Below are 23990 nucleotides of genomic sequence, written 5' to 3' on the forward strand. Positions count from 1 at the left end.
CCACCTTCGACGCGAACGTCGCCTGCGGCAGGCCCGCGAGCGCGGCGAGCATCTGGCCGGTCTGGTTGGAGTCGTCGTCGATCGCCTGCTTGCCGAGGATCACCAGTTGCGGCTGCTCCTTGTCGACCACCGCCTTCAGCAGCTTGGCCACCGCCAGCGGCTGCAAATCCTCGTTCGATTCGATCAGGATCGCGCGGTCCGCGCCGATCGCCAGCGCCGTGCGCAGCGTCTCCTGCGATTGCGCCACGCCCGCCGACACCGCGATCACTTCCGTGGCCACGCCCGCTTCCCTCAGGCGCACCGCCTCTTCCACCGCGATCTCGTCGAACGGGTTCATCGACATCTTCACGTTCGCGATGTCCACCCCCGTGTTGTCCGATTTCACGCGGACCTTCACGTTGTAGTCGACTACGCGCTTGACCGGCACCAAAACCTTCATCTCCTCAACCTCGCCTTTATCTTCACAAGAAACAGATGCTTATCCGTGCAACCGGAGGCAGCCGAGCCCCCATCCGGCAAAAAATAATTTGACTCAGTTGACACCACTGTAAGACGTCACTCATCATATGTCAACGAACTAAAAAAACATCGAACGAGCACGCTTTCAATGCTTTAAAGGAGAGTCATGGTGGCCAGCAGTCACGACAAGGCACGAGTCGGCGTCGATATCGGCGGAACGTTTACCGACGTCGCGCTGGAGCTCGGTGGAAAGCTTTTCTCCACCAAGGTCCTTACCGATTACACCGCGCCCGAGCGCGCGATCATCAAAGGCGTCGGCATCGTCGCCGAGAAGGCCGGCATCACGCTGAAGGACATCGGCGTCATCATCCACGGCACGACGCTCGCCACCAATGCCCTGATCGAGCGGCGCGGCGCGAAGACCGCCTTCATCACCACCGAGGGCTTTCGCGACACGATCGAGATGCGGACCGAAAACCGCTTCGAGCAATACGACCTCGACATCAAGCTGCCCCCTCCCCTCATCGAGCGCTGCGACCGCTTCACGCTCGCCGAACGCATCGACGCTCAGGGCGGGATTCTTCTGGCGCCCACCGAAGCGCAGATCGAGAGCGTGGTCGAGCGCATCGAGCAAGGCGGCTACGAGAGCGTCGCGATCGGCTTCATCCACGCCTATGTCAACGGCGAGCATGAGCGCAAGATGCGCGACGCCATCGAGAAGCGCCTGCCGCACGTCTCGGTGTCGATCTCGAGCGAGGTGTCGCCGCAGATTCGCGAGTTCGAGCGCTTCAACACGGTCTGCGCGAACGCCTACGTCCGCCCGATCATGAAGTCGTATCTCGACCGCCTGCTCGGCCAAGTGCGCGCGGCGGGCGCAGTCTGCCCCATCTTCATCATTCATTCGGGCGGCGGCATCGTCTCGATCGAGAGCGCGTCCGAATTTCCGGTTCGGCTCGTGGAATCCGGGCCGGCCGGAGGCGCGATCTTCGCAGCGCACATCGCCGCGCAGTACAACCTCGATACCGTCCTCTCGTTCGACATGGGCGGCACGACGGCCAAGATCTGTCTCATCGACGACTTCACGCCCAAGACCGCCAATACCTTCGAAGTCGCGCGCACCTACCGCTTCAAGAAAGGCAGCGGCATGCCGATCTCGATTCCCGTCGTCGAGATGGTCGAAATCGGCGCGGGCGGCGGCTCGATCGCCTCGCTCGACGTGATGCGGCAAATCCGCGTCGGCCCGCATAGCGCGGCGTCCGAGCCGGGCCCCGCCTGCTATCAGCGCGGCGGCACGCAGCCGACCGTCACCGACGCCGATCTCTTGCTGGGCCGCCTCGACCCCGACAACTTCGCGGGCGGCTCGATCCCGTTGTCGGCCGATAACGCGGCGCAGGCAATGTCGAGCGACGTCGGCGCCGCGCTCGGGCTCGGCGCGCAGGAGGCGGCTTACGGCGTGGCCGAGGTCGTCGACGAGAACATGAGCAACGCGGCCCGCGTCCATGCGGTGGAAAGCGGCAAGGACATCGGCGACTACACGATGATCACCTTCGGCGGCGCCGGCCCGCTGCACGCGGCGCGGCTCTGCGAGAAAAGCGGCATCAAGCGCTTCGTCGTGCCGCCCGGCGCCGGCGTGGGCTCGGCGATCGGCTTTTTGCGCGCGCCGTTCGGCTACGAGAGCGTGCGCAGCGCGAGCATGCGCTTGGCCCACTTCGACGCCGATGCGCTCAACGACATCGCCGGGCAGCTGAGCGCCGAGGCCATTCGCTTCGCGCGGCAGGGTTCGAGCGAAACGGAACCCGAGGTCGACGTGAAAGCGTTCATGCGCTACGTGGGCCAGGGCTGGGAAATCCCGATCGCGATTCCGTACCGGACCTTCAACGCCGAGGATCGCGAGACCTTTACTGCACTCTTCACCCAGGCCTACACGCAATTCTTCGGCCGCCCCATCGACGGCCTCGACATCGAGATCGTGAGCTGGGCCGTCAAGGCCGCGTCGCCGCTGCCGCCCGTCGAGCACATGCAGTGGGTCGAGGGGCGCGACGCCGCCAAGGTTCAGAAGACCCGCCGGATCTTCGACGCCGCGCTGCAGCGCCTGGTCGATGCCGCCATCGTCGAGCGCGGCGCGCTGCGCGTGGGCGAGCGCGTGAGCGGCCCGGCCATCATCGTCGAGCCCGAGACCTCGACGCTCATCACCTCCTCGTTCGATGCCACGGTGCAGCCCGACGGCTGCCTGCTCGCGACGTCCAAACTCTCGCCCGCCGCCGCGACTTAAGGAGTCACCATGTCAGTGAATCATCTCGACACCATCCACATGCAGGTCATGTGGAACCGCCTGATCTCCGTCGTCGAGGAGCAGGCCACCGCCTTGATCCGCACGGCGTTCAGCACCAGCGTGCGCGAAGCGGGCGACCTGTCCGCCGGCATCTTCGACCAGCGCGGCCGCATGCTCGCGCAGGCCGTCACGGGCACGCCGGGCCACGTAAACACGATGGCCGAAGCCGTCGAGCACTTCATGAACGCCATCGGCGTGGAGCGCATGTACGAAGGCGACGTCTACCTGACCAACGATCCGTGGAAAGGCACCGGCCACCTGCACGACTTCACGGTCGTGTCGCCGTCGTTTCTCGACGGCGAGCTGATCGGCTACTTCGCCAGCACCGCGCACGTGGTCGACATCGGCGGACGCGGCTTCGGCCCCGACTCGCGGGAGATCTACGAGGAGGGGCTGTTCGTGCCGATCATGAAGCTGATCGAGCGCGGCGAGGTCAATCGCGATCTCATCAACATCCTGCGCAACAACGTGCGTGAGGCGGACAAGGTGGTCGGCGATCTCTACGCCCTCGCCTCCTGCAACGAGACAGGACACAAGCGCCTGCTGGAGATGCTCAGGGAGTTCGATCTCAAGGACGTCGAGGGCATCGGCGAGTTCATCCTCGCGCGCAGCCGCGAAGCCACGCTCGAACGCATCGCCGCGTTGCCGAAGGGCACGCAGACCAACGCGATGACGCTCGACGGCTACGACACACCGGTCACGCTCAACGTCACGCTGACGGTCGGCGGCGACCACCTGCTCGCCGATTTCGCCGGCTCCTCCCCCGCCAGCCCGTTCGGCATCAACGTCCCTCTGCTGTATGCGAAGGCCTATGCGTGCTACGGCCTGAAATGCATCATCGCGCCGGAAGTGCCGAACAACGCGGCCTCGCTCGAGCCGTTCCGCGTCCAGGCGCCGGCGGGCTGCATCCTCAATGCGCAGCGGCCGAGCCCGGTCGCCGTGAGGCACGTGCTCGGACACTTCGTTCCGGACCTCGTGCTGGGCGCGCTGCACAAGATCCTGCCAGGCCGCGTGCCGGCCGAGGGCTCCGGCGCGCTCTGGAACCTGCACGTGAGCGCGCGGCCGGTGCGCGAGGATTCCGGCCTCGAAGGCAGCGAGATCCTGATGTTCAACAGCGGCGGCACGGGCGCGCGCGCCGGGCTCGACGGCCTCTCGGCCACGGCGTTTCCGAGCGGCGTTCACGCGATGTCGGTCGAAGCGACCGAGCAAGTCGGGCCGATCGTCGTGTGGCGCAAGGAGATGCGCTCCGGCTCCGGCGGTGCGGGCAAGCAGCGCGGCGGTCTTGGACAGGTCGTGGAAATCGGCCCGCGCGAGGGCTACCAGTTCCGCTTCAACGCGATGTTCGACCGCATCGACCATCCGGCGCGCGGGCAGTCGGGCGGCCAGCCGGGCGCGGCGGGACAAGTCACGCTCTCGGACGGCACGAAGATGCGCGGCAAAGGCACCCAGGCGGTCGGCGAGCATCAGCGCGTCGTGTTGTCCTTGCCCGGCGGAGGCGGCGTCGGCTCGCCGGAACAACGCGACAAGACAGCGCTCCTGCGCGACATCCGCAACGAGTACATCTCCGAAGCGCAATTGCGCGACGAGTACGGCATCACGCTCGATACGCTGAACGCAGCGGTCGGCCGATAAGGAGCAAACGCATGACCGATATCACCCAGCCCGCGTTCAAGAACATTCTGATCACCGGCGCGGCAGGCGCCCTAGGCAATGTATTGCGCGAGTCGCTGCGCCCCTATGCGGCGACGCTCACGTTGAACGACCGCGAGCCGCTCGGCGAAGTGCGCGAGAACGAGCGGCACTTCGTCTGCGATCTGGCGGATCGCGATGCGGTCTTCGAGATGATGCGAGGCATCGAGATGGTCATCCACCTCGGCGGCGCGCCGCGCGAAAACACGTTCCAGGTCATCCTCGACTCGAACATCGCCGGCGGCTATCACATCTACGAAGCGGCGCGCCAGGCGGGCGTGAAGCGCGTCATCTATGCAAGCTCCGTGCACGCGATCGGCTTCTACGAATGCACGCAGACCATCGACGCCGCCGCGCCGCAGCGCCCCGACAGCCTCTACGGCGTCAGCAAGACCTTCGTCGAGAACCTGTCGCGCTACTACTTCGACAAGTTCGGCATCGAGTCCGTCTGCATGCGGATCGGCTCGTGCTTTCCGAAGCCGGTCGACCGGCGCATGCTGGCCACGTGGCTCTCCTACGACGACTTCTCGCAGCTGTGCATTCGCGCGCTGATGACGCCGAGCGTCGGGCACATGATCGTCTACGGCAACTCGGACAACAGCGCGAGCTTCTGGGACAACACGCAGGCGGCCTACCTCGGCTACCGGCCCAAGGACTCCGCCGACGCCTACCGCGCCGAAGTCTATGCGAGCACGCCGGCGGGCGATCCCCGGCATCCGGCTGTCCGCTTCCAGGGCGGCCAGTTCGCCGCCGACGGCCACTACGAAGACCCGCAAACCGCGTAAGCGTCCGACCTTTTTTGGAACGATAGAGATGGCTCAGCTTGCATCGAAGTCCCACTACGATGTCGTCATCGTGGGCGGCGCGGTCGTCGGCAGCGCGACCGCGTATTTCCTCGCCACGAATCCGCACTTCAACGGCTCGGTCCTCGTCGTCGAGCGCGACTGGTCGTATGCGCGCTCGGCCACGGCGCTGTCGAGCGCGTCGATCCGGCATCAGTTTTCGAATCCGCTCAACATCAAGATCTCGCAGTTCGGCACCGAGTTCATCCGCCAATTCCACGATCGCGTCGCCGTCGACGGCGATGCGCCCGAGCTCGGTTTCAAGGAAAACGGCTACCTGTACCTCGGCGACGCGTCGGGCGCGCCGATGTTCGAGCGCAACTACAGGACCCAGCGCGAAAACGGCGCCGACGTCGCGCTGCTCGATCCGGAGCAACTGAAGCGGCGCTTTCCCTGGCTGAATACCGATACGCTCGTCAACGGCGTCCACGGCCAGAGCGGCGAAGGCTGGTTCGACAGCTACGGGCTGCTGCAGGGCATGCGGCGCAAAGCGCGCGCGCTCGGCATCGAGTACATCGAGAACGAGGCAGTCGACATCGTCCGCGACGGCGACCGGATCACGGGCATCGTGCTCAAGAGCGGCGAGACGATCGGCTGCGCTCTGATGGTGAACGCCGCGGGCACGCGCGGCCCGGCGATGGCGCGGCTCGCCGGCCTCTCCATCCCCGTCGAGCCGAGAAAGCGCTGCCTCTTCGTCTTCGACTGCCGCACGCCGCTCGAAGGCACGGTGCCGCTCACGATCGACACGACCGGGATCTTCTTCAGGCCCGAGGGCCGGTACTACCTGACCGGCTGCTACCCCGATCCCGATCCGCTCGCGGACGTCGACGACTTCGACGTGAACCATGCGGAGTTCGACGAGGTCATCTGGCCCGCGCTCGCCGAGCGCGTGCCGGCGTTCGAGGCGATCAAGGTCGTCAACTCGTGGGCGGGGCACTACGACTTTTGCACGCTCGATCACAACGCGATCGTCGGGCCGCATCCGGAAGTCACGAATTTCTTCTTCGCCAACGGCTTCAGCGGACATGGCCTGCAGCAATCTCCCGCGGTGGGACGCGGGCTCAGCGAGCTGATCGTTCATGGCGAGTACCGGTCGCTCGATCTCGGGCCGCTCGGGTATGAGCGCGTCGTCGAGAATCGGCCGTTTCTTGAAGAAGGAGTGATCTAGATGAACGCCACTTCGTACAAGACCGCGCTGGTCACGGGCGCATCGAGCGGGATCGGCCGCGCGATTGCGCGCCGCCTCGTCAAGGAAGGCTTGCAGGTCTATGCGCTGGGCCGCGATGCCGCCGCGCTCGATGCCTTGGCAAGCGAATGCGGCGCCACGCCGATCGCCGCCGACCTGAAAGACACGTCGCCGCTCGCCGACCTGTTCGGCCGCGTCGAAATCGACGTCGTGGTGAACAACGCAGGGCTGCTGCCTGTCATCGCGAAATTCGCCGACAGCTCGACAGCCGATATCGACAGCATGATCGACATCAATCTGCGCGCACCGCTGCGTCTCGCGCACATGGCGCTTGCAGGCATGCTGCAACGCCAGCGCGGACACCTGTTCTTCGTCGGATCGAGCGCGGGCCGCTTCCCGCACCCGAACACGGCCGTCTACGGCGCGACCAAGGCCGCCATCAGCCTGTTCTGCGATTCGCTGCGCTGCGACCTGCTCGGCAGCGGCGTTCGCGTGACGGAGATCGCGCCGGGCCGCGTGGAGACGAGCCTCTATCGCACCGCGCTCGGCGAGGAAGGCGCGAACCAGAAGCTGTACGCCGCCTACCGGTCGATCCAGCCCGGGCACATCGCCGAGCTGATCGCGACGGCGCTCTCGCTGCCCGACTACGTCGACGTCTCGCGCATGGAGGTGTTCCCGACCGACCAGGCGCCCGGTGGCTCGCAGATCGTCGCGGCCCGTTGATCCCCACCTCCTTCACGCTCACTGAATCCATCATGAAGAACCAACACGTCGTAATCGTCGGCGGCGCCTCGGGCCTCGGCCTCGCCGTCGCCAAGCTGATGCTCGCCGACGGCGCCAAACGCATCGCCCTCATCGACAAGAACGGACTGCTCCTCAAAGAGACCGTTCGCAATCTCGCCGAGCAAGGCCACGAAGTCGCGGGCGTGGAAGGCGACATCACGCACAAGGAATCCGCGCAGGCGGCCTTCGCGCAGGCGCTCGACGCCCTCGGCCGCGTCGACTGCCTGGTCAACAGCGCGGCCATCTATCCGCGCCGCCCGTTGCTCGAGATCTCCGACGCCGAGTGGGATCTCGAGAACGCCGTCAACATCAAGGGGACCTACCACATGATGGTCGCCGCGATCGAGCACATGCGCGCCCGGCCGAGGGTCGAGGCGAACATCGCCGGGCGCATCGTGAACATCACGTCGGTCGACGCGTTCAAGGCGCATCCGCAGAACGCGCATTACGCCGCGACCAAGGCGGCGGTCGTCAGCCTCACGAAGTCGTTTGCGCAAGAGGTCGCCAAGGACGGCATCCTCGTCAACTCCGTCGCACCGGCAGGCTTCGCCACGGAGCGCGCGAAGACGCTCGGCTTCCTCGGCGAGCTCGCCGCCGCCAATCCGCTCGGCCGCGCAGCCGAGCCCGAGGAAATCGCGCAGTGGGTGCTGATGATGGCGAGCCGCCGCAACACCTACGCCACGGGCGAAAACGTCATCGTCAGCGGCGGCTATATCTACGCATGAAGTAGATCAAACAGGAGGCAATTCGCCCTGCCCGCGCTGCAGGGCGAACCCTGGAGCGACCTATGGATGTGCTAGAGTCATAGCATGTCACACAGCGTAGGTCATATGGATGAGCGACCGCGCCGACGCGGAGTGTCTGCATCCGTCAATTGCAGAGTTTTCCCCATCCAGAGCGGAGTGCAAGGAATGACCCTGGACGCTGAAACTCTCCTCAAGAACGCCGCAAGTTCAGGGCGGCGGCGCAGCCTGACCGAGCTCGTGATCCAGGCGCTGACCGACAAGATCGAGCGCGGCGAATATGCCCCGGGCGCCAAGCTCCCCACCGAGCCTGAGCTGTGCGCCGAGTTCGGCGTGAGCCGCACCGTCGTCCGCGAAGCCGTGGCGTCGCTCAAGCTCGGGCGGCGCCTGATCGCGCGTCATGGGGTCGGCGTTTTCGTATCGGACGAGACGGCGCAATCGATCGAAACCGCCTTCATCGATCCCTCGACGTTCAAGAATTCGATGCACGTGCTCGAATTGCGCATCGGCATCGAGACCGAGTGCGCCGCGTATGCGGCGCTGCGCCGCTCCGAGCAGCACTTGAAAGCGCTCAAGCAGGTCTATGCCGGCATGGAGATCGTCTCGGCCGAGGACGACGCCGAGTGCGCGCGCGCCGACTTCGAGTTTCATCTCGCGGTGGCGACGTGCTCGGGCAATCCGCATTTTTCGTCGCTGCTCAAGTCGCTCGGGCAGGAAATCATCATCGACCTGCGCTTGAAGCACGCGAAGGCCGATGCAAAAGAACGCAAGACCTACATCAAGCGCATCCAGAGAGAACACGGCGACATCCTCGCCGCGATCGAAAAGCAGGACGAAGCCGCCGCGCGGCGCTCGATGCGCAAGCATCTGAACGAGAGCCTCGAGCGCTATCACAATCTGTCCAACGCCCGCGAGGAGTAACGGACGGCAGCGCCGTCAAGACGGCGAGACCGCCCCGCGGCTTCCGGCAGCAAAGCGCTGGAAGGTTGCCTGCCCATGCTTGATCTCGCCGACCAGCTCGTTTGCCGAGAAACCGTCGAAGCGATTCGGGTCGGCGAGCATCGCCGGAGGCATGCCGTTTTCGAGCAGCAGCTTGTTCAACACGAGAAACCCGACCGTGCGCGCGTTGCCGTCCGCAAAGAGATGGGTCCGCTCCAGTTCCTGGCAGCAGCGCGCGATCGCGCGCAGTTTGGCGTCGCCAGGCGCCGCGGCCTCGATATGGTCCGCGTGGCGCCGCAAGATATCGTCCGCCGCCGCCGAGACTTCGTAGTGCTCCTGGATCGGCGTGACAAGCTGAATGAGCTTTTGCTGCGAGAAATCGTCAGCCGCCTTCGCCGGCAAGGGCGCGCCTTCGTCGTCGGTCTCCGTGGCCGAAAACAACCGGAACGCCGCATCGTGCCGGTGTGGATTGTAGGTGGCGAGCATCTCCCGCAAGCCGTCTTCGCTCATGTTCTTGCCCGCTTCGAGCTTGAAGCCGACCGCCGCCAGATCGCGAAACCCTTGCCCCAGGACGTGGATGTGGCGCGGCAGTTCCAAATCGGGCTCCTGGGCCGCGGCGGGACGCGAGGTCAGGTCGCCAATGAGTTCCAGGCCGTCGTCGCTCAGGAGCCCGGCGGCGTTCGTCAGCGTCGATCTGGCGAAGACGCCGGCCGCGCCGTGGTCGTGCAGTTCGCGCAGCAATCCCGTATCCAGGCGGCGGCCGGCCAGGTCGGCCTGGATCATCGCCGTCAAGCCCCTGAACATGCCGCCCATGTAGCCGGGTTCGTTCTCGAAACGCAGCCCATGATGCTTGCCGTCGCCCCATGCCTGATGGTCCAGCGCGAGACGCCATGCCTCCCGCGCCGGCAGCGCGCGAAATGCGGGATGACGCGCCATGGCCTCGGAAAGCGAGGCCTGCGCCGCCGCTTTCTCGCGAATGCCGTAAAAGGCGAACATCATTCGTGCTTGTTCGCCCTGGGTCAATTTTTTGAAGACGTCGGATTGCGATACGCCGAGACGCACCAGTTCCGCGGCATCCGGAACCGATAGCCGCGCGCGCTTCGCGACGTGCTCCACATCCGACTGCGCCATCGCCATGAAAGCCGCGAAGCGTTCGCCCTCGAGCGGCTGGGGCGGGCCATACATCGAGCGAAGCAAACGATCCGCCCGGGACTTCGGCGCGCGCCGCGCCCGGCGCTGCAGGAGCTTGCCGGCGGCTTCGCCGCCATGCGGCAAGGCCGACTTCAACTTCCCCAAGGCCTCCGCGGTCAATGCTCCGCTCGGGGTCCTCATCTCCTCTATCGACCGTAACGAAGACCGTCGAGCACGCGGCGGCGTCGCTGCGTCTGCCCGCGCTGGGCTTTGCATCGGGGTGGCCGACCGGAAGTTGAGCATGTCGGCCAAGGCGCGGCGCGGCGGCGTCGCCGCCCCGCCGGGTGAAGAAGCGGACGCACGGCCGGCGCGCGGCGACAGGCTGGGGAACAGGCTGCGGCTCGGACTGGCCGGAACGGAAACGCGCGTTTCGGCGCGGGGCGTAGCCGGCCCGCTGCTTTCGACGTGAACCGGGGAGGTGCGGGAAACGGGCCTCATGATGACCTTGGCGACGGATGAAGACGAGAGGACGATGCATGCTGAGCCTCAGCTTGCGGCGCCCCATGTGGTCCGGCAGCGCTATACCGGCTTTCGCTCGAACAGGCTCGAATAGCGCGCGACGAACTCGGACTCGGAACACAGCATCGCCTCGATGTCGGGCACCACGCCTTTCTTGAACGGCGGCAGCTCGATGCCGTGCGCGCCGGCCAATGCGCGAGCGGCGAATTCCGCCTTTGCGGCGCTGCCGCGCATATCGGGAGCGGCGCTGGCCGCCCACCAATGAATGCGGGCGATGGTCCTCAGCGCATCCTTCGGCGCCAAGGTGCCGCGCGTCGCCTGCGCGAATAGCGACTCAAGATGCTGCTTGATGCGAGGCAAGTATTGGGCGTCGGTATGCACGATGTTGTTCGGGTGGCGCCGATTCAGCGAGTCTTCGATCTCCTCGAAATCATCGTGCTGCTCGTATACCTGGCCCATTTTCTGCGCAAGTTCGCGCTTGTCCGTTGCCGCCGATAGCGTGGTCAAAGGAATCGTTCGTCCATCCAGCTTTCCGGTTTGCTGATACACCTTGCAGCGCACGCCGGCAAGCAACGGGCCGTCGTACGTGCGCGCCGCCGCCCGCCTGTGATCGAGAATCTTCGGAATGATCGAGGCGTACTGCATGTCCAGCTTGGTGTTGAATACCGACCCCGCCGATCTTTCCGTAGCGAACGCCTCGCGTCCCGGCGTATCGGCGCCGACACGCTCGAGCCGCCAATCCGTCGCCGCATTCCAAAGCGCGTCGAATGATTTGATGCCGCCGCTCGCGACGCCCGACGCCGCGGCGGACGATGCCCGGTACATGCTCCGGCAGTACTCCTGGTTCTGCGGGGTGGCGGACTGGTCGTAGATGTCCGGCCAGCGCGCCGCGCCAACCAGCCCTTGCTCCTGCTCGGTCAACCGCGGCGACGGCGGAGGCCCAGGCAGGGTCGCCGCGCGCGCGGCAGCGCCGTTGCCGCTGTCGACGTGACGCTTCTGATGCTCGCGCAGCACGGCCCGCGTCGCGCGGCCGGTCAGCTTCGTGCTCGAGAGCGCCAGCTCCAGTTGCGCATCGGTGAGGCGCGATGCGGTCTTGCGCTGCTTTCCCGCCGTCATGCCATCGATGGCATGACGCAGCGGGGCAGGCAAACTGGACGTCTTCCTGGCCGGTCCGGCGGCGCCGGGAACGGCCGGCTGGCTGCTCTCGCCATGACGTTTGCCAAGCGAGCGCAGGCCGTGCAGCCAGCCTGAGCCGCCCGATCGAGGTGCCGGTCGCGTTGCCGGTTGCGGCGCCGCGCCGGTATTCGCGGAATTGCCGCTGGATCTGTCCAGGTCGACCGTATGGGCCCGGGGTGTAACGATGCGGTTGTCCATGCGATGGCTCGCTGATGTGCAACGGATTGGCAAGGTCAAACTTGGGTCCAATCGTGCGGCACAGCGGCCAATAGCGGAACGGCTTCAAGCGAAACTTCGGGTCAGCCGGCGAATCAGCCGTGCCGTTCACCGCCCTCCTTCAATCCAGCGGCCGTCCTCCGGTCTCGCGCAGCCAGGACACCGCCGCCAGCGACACGAGCACGGCGGCGATCATGTACCACGCCGGCGCCATCACATTCCCCGACACGCGGATCAGCCACGCCGCGACGAGCTGCGCGGTGCCGCCGAAGAGCGACACCGACACCGCATAGGCGCTCGACATGAACCCCGCGCGGATCGCCTTCGGAAAATTCTCGGGCATCAGCGCATAGGCCGGCCCCGAGCCCATCGTGTAGCAGAGCATCAGCGCGAGCATCATCGCCATCACGGCGGGCAGCGCCGGAAAGTGCGTCATCATCCAGAACGCCGGATAGATCAGCACGAGCAGCAGCACGCGCCCCGTCACGATCAGCGGCTTGCGGCGGCCCATGCGGTCCGACCACGCGCCATAGAGCGGGCACATCACGAGCGACACGAGCGCAGCGCCAACGCCCACCAGCATCGAGAGCCGCGCCGGCAGCTTCAGGTACTGGATGCAGTAGGTCGGCAGGTAGTACATCAGCAGATAGGTCGCGACCGTCATCCCCATGATCGCGAAGACGACGAGAAACCAGTTGCGGACGTCGAGCGCGCGCCAATTGCGCACGCCGCCGGCGTCGGCCTTCGGCGGCTCCTCGACGATGTGCCGCCGCAGGTAGATGCCGACCGGCGCGATCAGCATGCCCATCAGGAACGGCACGCGCCAGCCCCACGCATGCAGTTGCGGCTCGGTGAGCAGGTTCGTCAGCAGCGCCGCCATGCCCGAGCCGAGCAAGGCCGCCCCGCCCTGGCTCGCGAGCTGCCAGCTCGCGCGAAAACCGCGGCTGCGGTCGCTGCCGGTTTCGAGCAGCATCGCGGTGGCTGCGCCGAACTCGCCGCCTTGCGCGAAGCCCTGCACGAGCCGCGCGAACACGATCAGCGCGGGCGCGGCGAGGCCGATCTGCGCGTAGGTCGGCGCCGCGCCGATCATGCCCGCGCCGAGCGCCATCAGGCCGATCGTCAGCGTCAGCGCGGCGCGGCGGCCCTTGCGGTCCGCGTAGCGGCCGATCACGATCCCGCCGAGCGGCCGCATCACGAAGCCGACCGCGAACACCGCGAACGCGAGCAGCGACGAGGTGATGGGATCGCTCGACGGGAAGAACAGCTTGCCGATCGTCAGCGCGAAGAAGCTGTAGACGGTGAAATCGAAGAACTCGAGCAGGTTGCCGATCACCGCGGCGACGACGACCTTGCGCGAGGACACCGCCGATGGATCGGCCTCGCTCGCGTGAGTTGCCACGCTGCCCGCGCGCGGCTCGGACAACTGCTGTTCCTTGATGGATGGAGGTTGCATGCTCGCCTCGTTGGATGACGGGATGACGGCGCCGCTTACGCGCCAGCCCCGAGATAACGCTCGGCCAGACGCGCCCAGAACGCCGCGCCGACCGTCAGGTTGTCGTCGGCGAAGTCGTAGTGCGCGTTGTGGAGCATCGGCGCGCCGGCCCCGTTGCCGATCCGCAGGAAGCAGCCCGGCCGCTCCTGCAGGAAGTACGCAAAATCCTCGCTGCCCGCGATCGCCGGGAACGGTGCGATCACGTTCTCCTCACCGACGAGTTCGGCCGCGACCTGACGCGCGAACTCGGTCTCGCGCGCCGCGTTGACGAGCACCGGATAGCCGCGGATCACCTCGATCTCGACCCTTGCCCCATGCGCGGCGGCGTGGGCCTCGGTCAGCGTGCGGATGCGCGTTTCGAGCAGCGCGCGAACGTCGTCGCTGAACGAGCGCACGCTCAGTTCGAGCGTCGCGAGCTCGGGAATCACGTTGGCGACGTGCCCCGCATGCATCGAGCCGACCGTGACGACGGCCGTCTCGGTCGGGTCGACGTTGCGCGCGACGATCGTCTGCAGCTGCATCACGAGGCCGCTCGCGATCACGATCGGGTCGACGCTCAGATGCGGCCGCGCCGCATGCCCGCCCTTGCCGTGGATCGCGATCTTGACCGTGTCGCAGGCGGCCATGAACGGCCCCGGGCGGAACATGAAGGTGCCGGCCGCCACGCCCGGATGGTTGTGCAGGCCGTAGATCGCGTCGCACGGGAAGCGCTCGAAAAGGCCGTCGGCGATCATCTGCTGCGCGCCGCTGTTCGAGCCCGCCTCCTCGGCCGGCTGGAAGATCAGGTGGATCGTGCCGTCAAAGCGCCGCGTGCGCGCCAGATACTGGGCCGCGCCGAGCAGCACCGTGGTGTGCCCGTCGTGGCCGCACGCGTGCATCTTGCCGTCATGCCGGCTCGCGTATGGCAGGCCGGTTTGCTCGCGGATCGGCAGTGCGTCCATGTCGGCGCGAATGCCGATCGTGCGCGTGCCGCTGCCCGCCTTCAGCGTGCCCACCACGCCGTGGCCGCCGATGCCGCGCGTCACGTCATAGCCCCATGCTTCGAGCTTGCCCGCGACGAGCGCCGCCGTTTCGGCTTCCTCGTAGGAGAGTTCGGGATGCTGGTGGATCTGATGGCGGATCGTCTCGAGTTCTTCGCGCGAGGCGGCGAGATCGGAGAGGCGGCAGAGACCGGTATGGTCGGTCATGGCGGTGTTCCTTGTCGAATGCGCAAGCTCGGGAGTATCGCACCGTCCAAAATTCGTTGCGCCCATCGATTGAATTTCGTGCAGCGCGGGCGTCGCGAGGGATGAGCGTCGTTCGCATGGGTTTTCGCCATTGGCAACGCATTTTCGAGCTTGCGCACCCTGCCCTCGCCGACGCTTCCTTATAGTTGGCAAACGCACCACTTCGCCAAGGTCATTGCCAATGCGCCCCTCCCGGCTATCAGCCTCCAGCCCGGCGACGCCGGCAGAATCCACCGGCCTTGCGCGCGCCCCCACCCCTGGCTCAATTCAACCGCCGACGCAAAACGAAGGGCCGCTCGCGGCATTGCGTGGACGCAATCGGCCTGGGGCGCCTCGCGCTGCAAGCGCGCAGCCGCCCCGAACCGCGTCGCCAACGGCTGCGGCTTCGCCATCCCGATCCGCGAACGAGCCCTCGATGGGCCATGAGGGGCTGGCATTGGCTGCTTACCTTGCGGCGCGCATTCTCGACTGCCGCCCAATCGGGGCGGCCGACGTGGCTCGACTGAAGGCGGCAGACGCCAGCCTGAGCGAAGCGCGACGGCACCTTCCACACGGCCGGGGAAACGTCGGCGAAGACCTGGCCCGCACCGAAGGCGAGTCCCGCTGGCGCGCCGACGCGGCGCGAAGTTTCGTGCCGAAACTGGATCGCATGCGCGGTACGTCCGAGATCGACTATCGCGGCCGTGCCATCAACCAGGCCGCCTCCGCGCTCGCCTTCGGCGCCGGCCGCTGCGGCGAATTCAGCGCCGTATCGGGCGTCTTGCATACCGGGCGCCTCGGTCCGGGGGAAGAGCTGCACATCGTGGCCAATCGATCGCATCAGTGGGCAGAGGCTCGCATAGGCGCGACAGATCGTAAGCGGGCAGTCGTGCTCGATGCATGGGCCCAGGGAGCGCCGGTGTTCGCGGACGACAGCCGGTTTGCCAATCGCAATGCCGAGAGCTTGCGCAGCTATGTGCCGATAGCCGTGAACAATCCAGACGTCGAAGGCAGGCAGGCGCGCAAGGAAGCGGGTGAAGCGACGTCGCTGGTCAAGCAACAGCTGGGCGAAGCGGGATTGCGCCGGCAGGTCGCGGCAGCCGCGCGCATCACCGCGCGTGCGGTCGCGTGGTTCGACGACCTGGCAGGGCTGACGGAGCGAAGCGCGCCTCACGTTCTCAGCACGGAGTTCGTTCGCCGGGTGAAAGCGTCGATGTGCTCCGATCCGCTCAGCGCGGAAGTCGCTGCTGCCCGCGCGGCACAGCAACTCGGACGCCCGATCGAAGCGCAGCGGGCCGACGTGCAGGCGATCCTCGAGGTTCTGTCTTCACTCCCGGCCTGAGGTGCCCCGGGAGCGAACCGCGTCGAACGTCCCCGCGTTTTCCCCGATACCGCGGCTGGGTGCCCGTCATAGAATAGATATTAAATATAACAATTATTCGACACATCCATTCCCAACCACGGACCCGACTTCGCCCGCCATGCCACTCGACAAGACCCTCGACCTCATCCTCGCGCATGCGCGAGCCGCCGGCGCACCGGACCTCGCCGACCTGCCGCCGGAAGCCGCCCGCGGGCTCTACCGGCAGATCCTCGCGGCCGCCGACGTCCCCCCTGCCGACGTCGCCGTGACGGACCAGCAGATCGACGGCCCGGGCAGCACGCTGAAGCTGCGCGTCTATCGTCCGAAGCGCGAGGCGGCGCGCGGGATCGTCGTCTACTACCACGGCGGCGGCTTCGTGCTCGGCGACCTCGACGGCTACGACAACGTCTGCCGCCAGCTCTGCGAAGACAGCGGCGCGGCGATCGTGTCGGTCGATTACCGGCTCGCGCCCGAGCATCCGTTTCCTGCCGCCGTCGACGATTCCTGGGCGGCCCTGCAATGGGTCGCGCGCCATGCGGAGTCGATCGTGCCGGGCAATCCGGCGATCGCCGTGGCCGGCGACAGCGCCGGCGCGCTGCTCGCCGCCGTGATGTGCCTGCTCGCGCGCGATAACGACGGCCCGGCGCTCGCCCACCAGGCGCTCGTCTATCCGCCCGCGGCCGGCGGCGCGTACGGCGAGTTCGCGTCGCGCACGACGCATGCGGGCGGCCCCACGCTGACGGCGCGTGCGATGGATTACTTCGGCCATCACTACCTCGGCACGGACAAGCCGCAGAACGATTTCCGCGCCGCGCCCCTGTTCGCGGACGATTTGTCCAATCTGCCGCCCGCGCTCGTGCAGGTCGCCGCCTACGATCCGCTGCGCGACGAAGCGATGGCTTACGGTCAGCGCCTGCTCGAAGCCGGCAACGACGCGATCGTCGTCGAATATCACGGCCTTGCACACGGCTTCATCAGCATGGGCGGCGCGGTGCGTGCGGCGCGCCTCGCCCAGGAGCAGATGGCGCAGGCGCTGCGCGGCGCATTGCGAAAAGACGAGAAGAAAGTCTGAAGCAGCGCATCCGATTCGTCGGCGGACAGCGATATTCGTTTTGCCGCCCGCACGTGCAGCATCGTTCCGCTACTTTTCCGAATACGCGAGGACGCGAAGGCGCGATGCAAACGAATCGGGTTCATACACGTCATGAAGATCGGCGAAAGATGGAAGGCTTGCTTTGGCGGAGCGCGCTCCGCTGACGAACGGCACACGAGCACGGCAGCGGACACGCCCCGCGAGGACCACAGGCGCCGCCACGTCAGCCCCGTGCTGACGGCGTTTGCGCAATGGCACGGCCGCAAGGCGTACGACCATCTCCTCGCCCCGCCGCCGCGGTCCGCCGGCGTCTGGCCGAAGTCCGTCCCTCATCCCCGCACGCAAGAGGCCAGGCCGATTGCCGGGAAGCCGAGCTGGATGAAAAACGATCAACCGGGCATCGAACGGTTGCAGCATTTGTCCTCGGCCAACCTGATCGCGCTGATGCACAGACTTGGCCACACGTCGAGCGAGGAGCAGACGTTTCTCGACGCGTTCTATCGCATGCCGCTGATCGCCACGCACGCAACGAACGCGCGCATCGTCAAGGAAAACCATCCGCTCGCGGGAGCGCCGCACGATCATGAGCAGGACCGAAAGCACGCACCGGTCGTGCGGATCTATTCCCGCGAGAACCTGCTGAAACGCGGCATCCCTTTCGACGATACGCATTCGACCCGCGCCGACCTGACTAGCCTGCGCAACGACGGATTCGTGTTCTTCTCCATCGAGGTCGGCCGACGCCCCAAGAAGCAGCGCTCCCGCTTCGGCGAGCGGCTCTATCGTTTCGACATCGACGCTCACCCCGCGCTGGCCCGCGCCTCGTGGATGTCGCTGCAGGAAATGCTGAAGCCGGGCGCGCCCTATCCGGAGCTGCTCCAAGGCAAGCTGACTGCGCGTGAAATGGTGCTTTGGACCGGAACGCCCGTGGGCACCGCCGAGCATGTCTTCCATGGACGGCACATGCGGCAGGCCCTCGGGCTCTCGATCGTCGAGGCGGCTCGAACATTCAGCGCGGGCAGCCGCAAGAAGCTGCTGAGCTGCCGCAAGGAAGAAGACATGAACCAGATCGTCAACGGACTCTTCCGCCCGGAAATCAAGTGCCCGCATGAATTCGCGGGATGCCCGCTCGAAGCGGACAGGTGATTCCCCGATAAGCCCGCGTTGCCGGGCTCGGCTGCGGGCGCCGTCCCGGGTCATCGATGCGCCCGAGCCTCAGCCGCCGACGAGCTTCGTCAACACGTTCGCCTTGTGCTGCGACAGGCGCTGCATGAAGTCCGAGAGACGCTTGTGGGGATCGAGGTGTGCCTTCGCCGCCGCGATTTGCGCGTGGTGATGCGCCAAATGGGCTTCGTGGTCGAAAGCGGGTTCCTCGTGTTCGCCGGCGTGCGGATGCTCGGGTTCGTGCGGCTTGGCGTCGGCGGCGTGCGTGTGTTCCGGCGTGTGCGATTCGCCATCCGCGCCATGCGCATCCCCAGGCGTAAGCGACGGCTTGAAGGCGAGCGCAAGCTCATGTCCCTGCGGCTTCGCTTCATCTGCGTGCGTGTGCGCCTGCGCCCTGCCAGCATCATGCGCCCGGACAGCAAGCGTCATCGCGCCGGCGGACTCGCGCTTCAGGCCCGGCAAGGCCGCCCGCGGCGGTGCGGCGTTCGCACGAAGCTGGCCGCTTGCGGCGTCCGCACTCGATGCGCTGCGCTTGGCCAGCGCCTGCAAGGGCGCCCCGGGCGCCCCCTTGCGGTCCGCCTCGGGTTTGGACGGCTGCAGCGCCTTATCGGCCGCCGGTTCCCCGCCGGCAGGGGGTGTGGCGATCTGATTCGAGATCCTGATCATTTCACCCACCGCACCATGAGCGGAGCGCGCTCCGAACCGGCCAGGCGCAGCCACAGCGCATCGGCCGGCCGATAGCGGGCAGCCGACTCGAAGCGGACTCCGGAAACCGGCTGAGAACTGAACGTGCCGAGGCAGCAGGCGACCGCAAGCGGCAACAGCCGAGGCATGTGACGGCGGCGGACACGGTTGGCTTTCATCGTCTTCCCCTCATCGAGTCATGGCGGACAATGTGATGGGCCGATTCTCGCCGCCGCCGCAGCGCACGCCGTCCCGCGCGAGCGAATCCGCGGGGACAACAGCGAAACGGCGCACCCGGCAACGGCTCTGCTCGCCTTTCGCGCACCCGATTTCGCCGCCAACGCCAATCTTTCGCCGCCGCTTTCATCGGCCGCGTTTCCCCCTCGCTACCCTTCGCTCACATTGGCGCATCCGCTCACGTTTGCGGATTGCGTCTCCTGTGGCCGTCACGCTCACTTAACGGAGCCACCATGCTTCGCTCAACGACAAGCAGAACGCATCCCTCCCGCACGCCGGAGCACATCGCCGGGGCCGCGAGTTCTTCGTCCGCGCCGCCGCCGGGGACGCCAGGCAGCGAGCGCAAACGCTCGAAGAGCTTCTTTTCGATTTCGTTTGGCTCGCCGCTGAAGCATCTCGGCGGGAAGAAGAAGAGCGCGCGTTCCCAGGGTGCGGAATCGAGCGCGAGCGCTACCGAGACCGGGACAAGCGAGCACGGCCATGGCACGGAATCGCCGCCGCGGCGCGCGAACGTCCTCGACATGCAACGGACCACGGGCGGCAGCGCGCGGCTCGAATCGACCCCGGACGAGCCCGGCGACGGCCCGCAACTGTCGCGCACGAACGCCCGCGCGCGGGTGATCGGCAGGCAGCCCGCGCAGCCGCCGAGTACTCCCGTCCGCGAGCTCCGCGTGACGTTCAGCGATGACGTGGAGGTCCACCTCCGCACCCCTACGCCGACCGATAGCGACGAGTCCGGCAGCATTTCGCCGGGCTCGGAGGAGCACGATCCGCTGCCCGTTTCGACACCAGACGAAACCGCGCAAAACAACGCTGCGCAAGGCGCTACCGGCACCCAGGAAATCGAAACCGTCGAAGAAAACGAGACCGGGCGAAACGACGGCACGCACCGCGCCACCGGCAACCCGCAAACCGAGATCGTCGAAGAGAACGAGACTGCGCGAAACGACAACACGCAACACACCGCCGGCAACCCGCAAACCGAGATCGTCGAAGAGAACGAGACCGGCCGCAACACCAGCACGGCAAACACCAACAACGGCGAGACCGCTCCACAACCGGCCGGCCGCCCTGGCGCCGACTTGCCAAGCCGCGCGCACGAAGTCCGGCACGCGAATCCATATCACGTGAGCACGGACACGACGATCCTGGGCTTGAGCACGACGACGAAGCCCTCCCGGCCGATGAGCCTGCCGATCGGCGGCCCGAAGCTGAATCCGGCGCCGGCCGCGACCCCTGCCGAATCGCTGGATCCGCCTCCGCTGGCGCCGGCCGAAGCAGGCTTGCGCCAGAGCAAGAAGCTCAAGGCCGCCAAGGCGTTCGTGCGCCAGCTGTTCTCGCCGGATTCGCTGCGCGGCAAGCGCGACGCGGCGGCGCGCGGAAAGACCCAGGTCGAGGAGATCGCCCCGGCGTTCACGACGCGCGCCGCCCTGGACACGCACATGAAAACGTTGTTCCCGGAGCAAGCGGAAGCGCTCGACGCGCTGGCGGCCGAGCTCCACGATTCGCTCCCGGGCGCCGGGCAGACCGCCGAACAGGCAACCGAGCAAGCAGCCACAGCGCAAACAGTCGATCAGGCAGACAGGCAATCGTCCGGGCAACCGGCCAATCGGAACACGACACCGCCCCACACCGAGCTGCAATTCACGCATCACATGCTGATCTCGGAGCGCCTCGCGCAGGTGACGGAGGGTCAAGCGGAGCGCGCGAGCGCCGCGATCGATGCATTGAAGTCCGGCCTGTTCCTGCCGCTTCGCAGCATCCATTCCGACAGCGGCCCGCAACAGCGCGCGGAGCTGCGCGACCTGATGCGGCTGAACAGCAACCGCAGCACGTTCCAGCAGGCGCAAGTGGATGCGCTGAGCACCGCGGCGAGGCTTGCCGCATCGCCCGCCGGCTACGACGCGCTCATGCGCTTGATGGGCCCCCGCGTCCCCGAGCACCGCCGCGCCGACGTCAAGCGCCTGCTGGAAGCGGTCGCCAAGGTCGAGGCCGAGCGCGGCAAGCCGGCCGATCTCGCGGTGCATGCGAGCACCGCGCGGGGCGCCGTCCAGACCGGGCAGGCGACGCTCGCGCAACAGGTGCTAGATATCGAAGCCCGCGTGCTCGATGCGCCCGACGACGCTCCGCACACGCTCCGGCCCAGCGATAAAGCCGCGCTCTTTTCGTGGGACAACGGCTTTCACGAGAGCGGGCCCGGCACGGAGCTCGCCAAAGTCCAGGGGCGGCTCGCGAAGATGAGCAAGTACGTGCAGCGCGCGAACCATTTGCAGGACCTGCGCAACGTCAAGTTCGAACGCAACGACATGGTGCGCTCGACCGCCAAGGTCCTCGACGCGAAGGCGCGCATCCTGGCGACACGGGCCCAGCAGGTGATCGGCCGCAAGAAGTCGCCGCTGACCGGCCTGCGCAAATTCGGCGCGAACAACGACTGGCTCATGCACCCGGACGATGACGCGACGCGGCTCGACGAGAACGCGGCCAAGGCGGTCAAGATCCTGCGCGAGCACTACCAGCCCGATCCCGCAGTCTTCGCCCCCGACGTGCGCAACGAGCGCGCGCGGGCGCTGCCGGAAAAAGTGGTGGTGGCCGCGGTGCTCGAGCATTGGGAGTCGCTCGTCGCGCGCGAGGACAGCCCGATGCGCCCGCTGGGCAACAAGCTCGACCAAGCCGCGCTCGGCGAGATCGCGCAAAAGATCGCGACCCGCTACGGCGTCGACAACGAGGCGGCGCGCAGCCGCATCGAAGGCCATCTGCAACGCTGGGCCGGCAGCAAGACCAAGCTCAAGTTCAAAGGCGGCTTCAAGCTCGAGCGCGAGGTCAGCCGCGAGCTGACCGTCAAGGACTTGAAGAAATGGGCCGCCGACGCGAATGTGCAGACGGTGGCGCGCACGCTGCTCGGCGAGGAAATCGACGCCGGCAAGACGCCTCAGCAGGCGCGCACCGACGCTCAGGCACGCGCCGACGCCGTGGCCGCTGCCGACGCCGCTCGAGCCGAAGCCGGCGTCGAGAGCAGCGAGAGCGCCGCGCCGTCCTCCGCGCCCCATGCGCCGACCCGCCTCGTGGAAACCGAATTCGGCGAGGCGCTGCGCCGCTCGCTCGCGATCGTCGATCAGTCGGCCGTGCGTCCCGACGATCTCACCCCGGACGGCCTGCACCGCTTTACCCGCGCGTACCTGCAGGAGCACAACTGGGGCAACCCGCTCACCGCTTCCAACGGCGGCACGGCCGGGATCAACACCGCCTCCATTTCGGAGACGGTTCATCGCCTCGCGAAGAAAGTCTTGCCGTTCACCGCGACACCCGTGCTCGACTTGCGGCTCGGGCGCACGAGCAACGCCGTGATGGCCATCGGCTCGACCACGCACGGCGGCGAGATCTTCATCGGCTCGCAGCGGCAAGTGGGCGGCTCGCTGGGTGCGGGCATGAACTTCGCCGTCGGGCCGGGCAAGCTCAAGAAGATCCTCGGGCAGCTCAACTTCGGCGCCGAAGTCACGCCGCTCCTCGGGGAAGCGGTGAAGACGCGCGGCGTCATGGTGCGCGTGCTGCGTCCGCCGAAGAGCGACCGCTCGGGCTTCGATACGGCCGCCGCGCGCGACGAGCTCGTCCGCTTCAACGATCTCGTCTGGGGGATCGCCAAGGGCGAGCACGGCGATCTCAACCCCGAAAAAATGTGGGAGCACATCGCCGGGGAGTTCTTCGAGAGCAAGACGATCTCGATCGGCTGGCAGGATCAGGAGGCGCTCAACATCCACCACTCGGTCAACGCGTCGGTCGGCCTGCGGGGCGGACACGCGCTCGGCAAGACGATCGCCGGCGCATTCGGCAGCTCGGAGGTGGTGCGCGCCGGCGTATCCGCGGGCTATTCCGCCGACCTGACGACGTTCGGATCCAACCAGCGCAAAGAGGAGACGGGCCGCAACCGGCTCGCGCGCGCCAACTTCCTGTGGCGCTTCCAGCAGAACGGCACGGCCGGGGTCTCGCTTTCCACCCCCGCGGTCCCGCTGAGCCATGCCCAGGGCGCCGTGACTTCATCGCTGGCGAGCGGCGCGACGTCGGTCACGAGAAACTACCAGCTGAGCGACATGGGGTTCAACGCGACGTTCCGCGCCATCGTGAAAGAAGGCAAGCTCTCGGAGCACTACACGCTGCGCGAGTTCGAGGAGCGCCAGGCCAAGGCGTTCGTCGCGTTCCTGACGGACAAGAACCGCCATGCCCAGTTCACCGAGGTCTTCAAGGCAACCTACGGCGCGGAGAAAGGACCCCAGGAATTCAAGAACTTCCTGGAGAAAGCGAAGAACTGGGCCGGACCGGGGCAGCACTTCGTCACGCGCTACCGCCTCAGCGAGGTAGACCGCAAGAAGATCGACGAACTGGCCGCGGTCGCCCATGGCCTTCACGAAAGCAACCCGGAACATCCGATGCTCGCGTCGATCGCGCAGGCCATCGAGGCGCGGCTCGCAGACGAGAGCGCGTGGCGGCCGATGCAGACCTTCGCGCTCGAGGCGCAGACCGCGCGCGCCACCAAGGGCATCAACCTCGGCCTCCAGCTGAGCGCGGCGGACACGGTCGCGAGCGACCGGGAGCTGAGCGCGGTGGTCGTGCCGCTGCCGATCGCGAACGCCTGGGTGAAGGCGCGGATGCGCGAGCCGATGCCCGAGGTCAGCACGCACCACCCCAGGACAGAGACTACGGCGGGGGCATGACGATGTCCTTGGCGCGCTGCGCGCGCCTCGC

19 protein-coding genes are annotated in these 23990 nt (G+C 66.9%); 12 read left to right on the forward strand and 7 right to left on the reverse strand.

Features of this window, described 5'->3' with window-relative positions:
- On the reverse strand, positions 1-439 hold a 439-nt coding region (locus FAZ69_RS26915), incomplete at its 3' end, for an electron transfer flavoprotein subunit beta/FixA family protein (protein ID WP_136898144.1).
- Positions 440-625: 186 nt separating this feature from the next.
- On the opposite strand from FAZ69_RS26915, the gene FAZ69_RS26920 reads away from it, so the two are divergent.
- From FAZ69_RS26920 to FAZ69_RS26950, 7 genes are all read left to right on the forward strand, one after another.
- Positions 626-2731, forward strand: coding sequence for a hydantoinase/oxoprolinase family protein (locus tag FAZ69_RS26920; protein WP_169708771.1), 2106 nt, complete (start codon positions 626-628; stop codon positions 2729-2731).
- 9 nt (positions 2732-2740) lie between these two features.
- Positions 2741-4423 (forward strand): hydantoinase B/oxoprolinase family protein, encoded by a 1683-nt coding sequence (locus FAZ69_RS26925; RefSeq protein ID WP_136898145.1) that lies wholly within the window; start codon positions 2741-2743, stop codon positions 4421-4423.
- Between the two features lie 11 nt (positions 4424-4434).
- Positions 4435-5265 (forward strand): NAD-dependent epimerase/dehydratase family protein, encoded by an 831-nt coding sequence (locus tag FAZ69_RS26930; RefSeq protein ID WP_136898146.1) that lies wholly within the window; start codon positions 4435-4437, stop codon positions 5263-5265.
- 28 nt (positions 5266-5293) lie between these two features.
- Complete coding sequence (locus FAZ69_RS26935; protein WP_136898147.1) at positions 5294-6490, forward strand: NAD(P)/FAD-dependent oxidoreductase; 1197 nt, start codon at positions 5294-5296, stop codon at positions 6488-6490.
- The gene (locus FAZ69_RS26940) at positions 6491-7231 is read left to right on the forward strand and encodes an SDR family oxidoreductase (RefSeq protein WP_136898148.1); all 741 of its coding nucleotides are present in this window, start codon (positions 6491-6493) and stop codon (positions 7229-7231) included.
- A 32-nt stretch (positions 7232-7263) separates the two neighbouring features.
- On the forward strand, positions 7264-8016 hold the full coding sequence (locus tag FAZ69_RS26945) for an SDR family NAD(P)-dependent oxidoreductase (protein WP_136898149.1): 753 nt from the start codon (positions 7264-7266) through the stop codon (positions 8014-8016).
- Between the two features lie 186 nt (positions 8017-8202).
- Positions 8203-8955 carry a FadR/GntR family transcriptional regulator gene (locus FAZ69_RS26950; RefSeq protein ID WP_136898150.1) on the forward strand — a complete coding sequence of 251 codons (753 nt, stop codon included), beginning with the start codon at positions 8203-8205 and terminating at the stop codon, positions 8953-8955.
- A 15-nt stretch (positions 8956-8970) separates the two neighbouring features.
- On the opposite strand, the gene FAZ69_RS26955 is transcribed toward FAZ69_RS26950, so the two are convergent.
- Positions 8971-10269: a Fic family protein gene (locus FAZ69_RS26955; RefSeq protein WP_169708772.1), complete on the reverse strand. Its 1299-nt coding sequence runs from the start codon at positions 10267-10269 to the stop codon at positions 8971-8973.
- Between the two features lie 136 nt (positions 10270-10405).
- Here FAZ69_RS26955 and FAZ69_RS33430 point away from each other — a divergent pair, with 136 nt between their 5' ends.
- Positions 10406-10573 (forward strand): hypothetical protein, encoded by a 168-nt coding sequence (locus FAZ69_RS33430; RefSeq protein ID WP_169708773.1) that lies wholly within the window; start codon positions 10406-10408, stop codon positions 10571-10573.
- A 110-nt stretch (positions 10574-10683) separates the two neighbouring features.
- On the opposite strand, the gene xopAH is transcribed toward FAZ69_RS33430, so the two are convergent.
- The 3 genes from xopAH to FAZ69_RS26970 form a co-directional block, all read right to left on the reverse strand.
- On the reverse strand, positions 10684-11997 hold the full coding sequence (xopAH, locus tag FAZ69_RS26960) for a XopAH/AvrB family type III secretion system effector (RefSeq protein ID WP_136898152.1): 1314 nt from the start codon (positions 11995-11997) through the stop codon (positions 10684-10686).
- Positions 11998-12136: 139 nt separating this feature from the next.
- Positions 12137-13453: an MFS transporter gene (locus FAZ69_RS26965; protein ID WP_439654805.1), complete on the reverse strand. Its 1317-nt coding sequence runs from the start codon at positions 13451-13453 to the stop codon at positions 12137-12139.
- 50 nt (positions 13454-13503) lie between these two features.
- Positions 13504-14694 carry a M20 aminoacylase family protein gene (locus FAZ69_RS26970; protein WP_136898154.1) on the reverse strand — a complete coding sequence of 397 codons (1191 nt, stop codon included), beginning with the start codon at positions 14692-14694 and terminating at the stop codon, positions 13504-13506.
- Positions 14695-15148: 454 nt separating this feature from the next.
- Between FAZ69_RS26970 and FAZ69_RS26975 the strand changes: the two genes are divergently transcribed.
- The 3 genes from FAZ69_RS26975 to FAZ69_RS26985 all read left to right on the forward strand — a co-directional run bounded on the left by FAZ69_RS26975 (position 15149) and on the right by FAZ69_RS26985 (position 18314).
- A complete protein-coding gene (locus FAZ69_RS26975; RefSeq protein ID WP_136898155.1) occupies positions 15149-16054 on the forward strand; it encodes a hypothetical protein in 906 nt (301 codons plus the stop codon).
- 139 nt (positions 16055-16193) lie between these two features.
- On the forward strand, positions 16194-17147 hold the full coding sequence (locus tag FAZ69_RS26980; protein WP_136898156.1) for an alpha/beta hydrolase: 954 nt from the start codon (positions 16194-16196) through the stop codon (positions 17145-17147).
- Positions 17148-17546: 399 nt separating this feature from the next.
- Positions 17547-18314, forward strand: coding sequence for a hypothetical protein (locus FAZ69_RS26985; RefSeq protein WP_136898157.1), 768 nt, complete (start codon positions 17547-17549; stop codon positions 18312-18314).
- 69 nt (positions 18315-18383) lie between these two features.
- Here the strand turns inward: FAZ69_RS26985 and FAZ69_RS26990 are convergent, their stop codons facing one another.
- On the reverse strand, positions 18384-18998 hold the full coding sequence (locus tag FAZ69_RS26990; RefSeq protein ID WP_136898158.1) for a hypothetical protein: 615 nt from the start codon (positions 18996-18998) through the stop codon (positions 18384-18386).
- Positions 18995-19195, reverse strand: coding sequence for a hypothetical protein (locus FAZ69_RS26995; protein ID WP_136898159.1), 201 nt, complete (start codon positions 19193-19195; stop codon positions 18995-18997). Before FAZ69_RS26995 ends, FAZ69_RS26990 begins: the two co-directional genes overlap by 4 nt.
- Positions 19196-19486: 291 nt before the next feature.
- Between FAZ69_RS26995 and FAZ69_RS27000 the strand changes: the two genes are divergently transcribed.
- The gene (locus FAZ69_RS27000) at positions 19487-23959 is read left to right on the forward strand and encodes a hypothetical protein (protein WP_136898160.1); all 4473 of its coding nucleotides are present in this window, start codon (positions 19487-19489) and stop codon (positions 23957-23959) included.
- The last annotated feature ends 31 nt before the right edge of the window (positions 23960-23990 follow it).

The organism is Trinickia terrae (genome assembly GCF_005144415.1).
GTDB classification, from domain to species: Bacteria; Pseudomonadota; Gammaproteobacteria; order Burkholderiales; family Burkholderiaceae; genus Trinickia_A; species Trinickia_A terrae.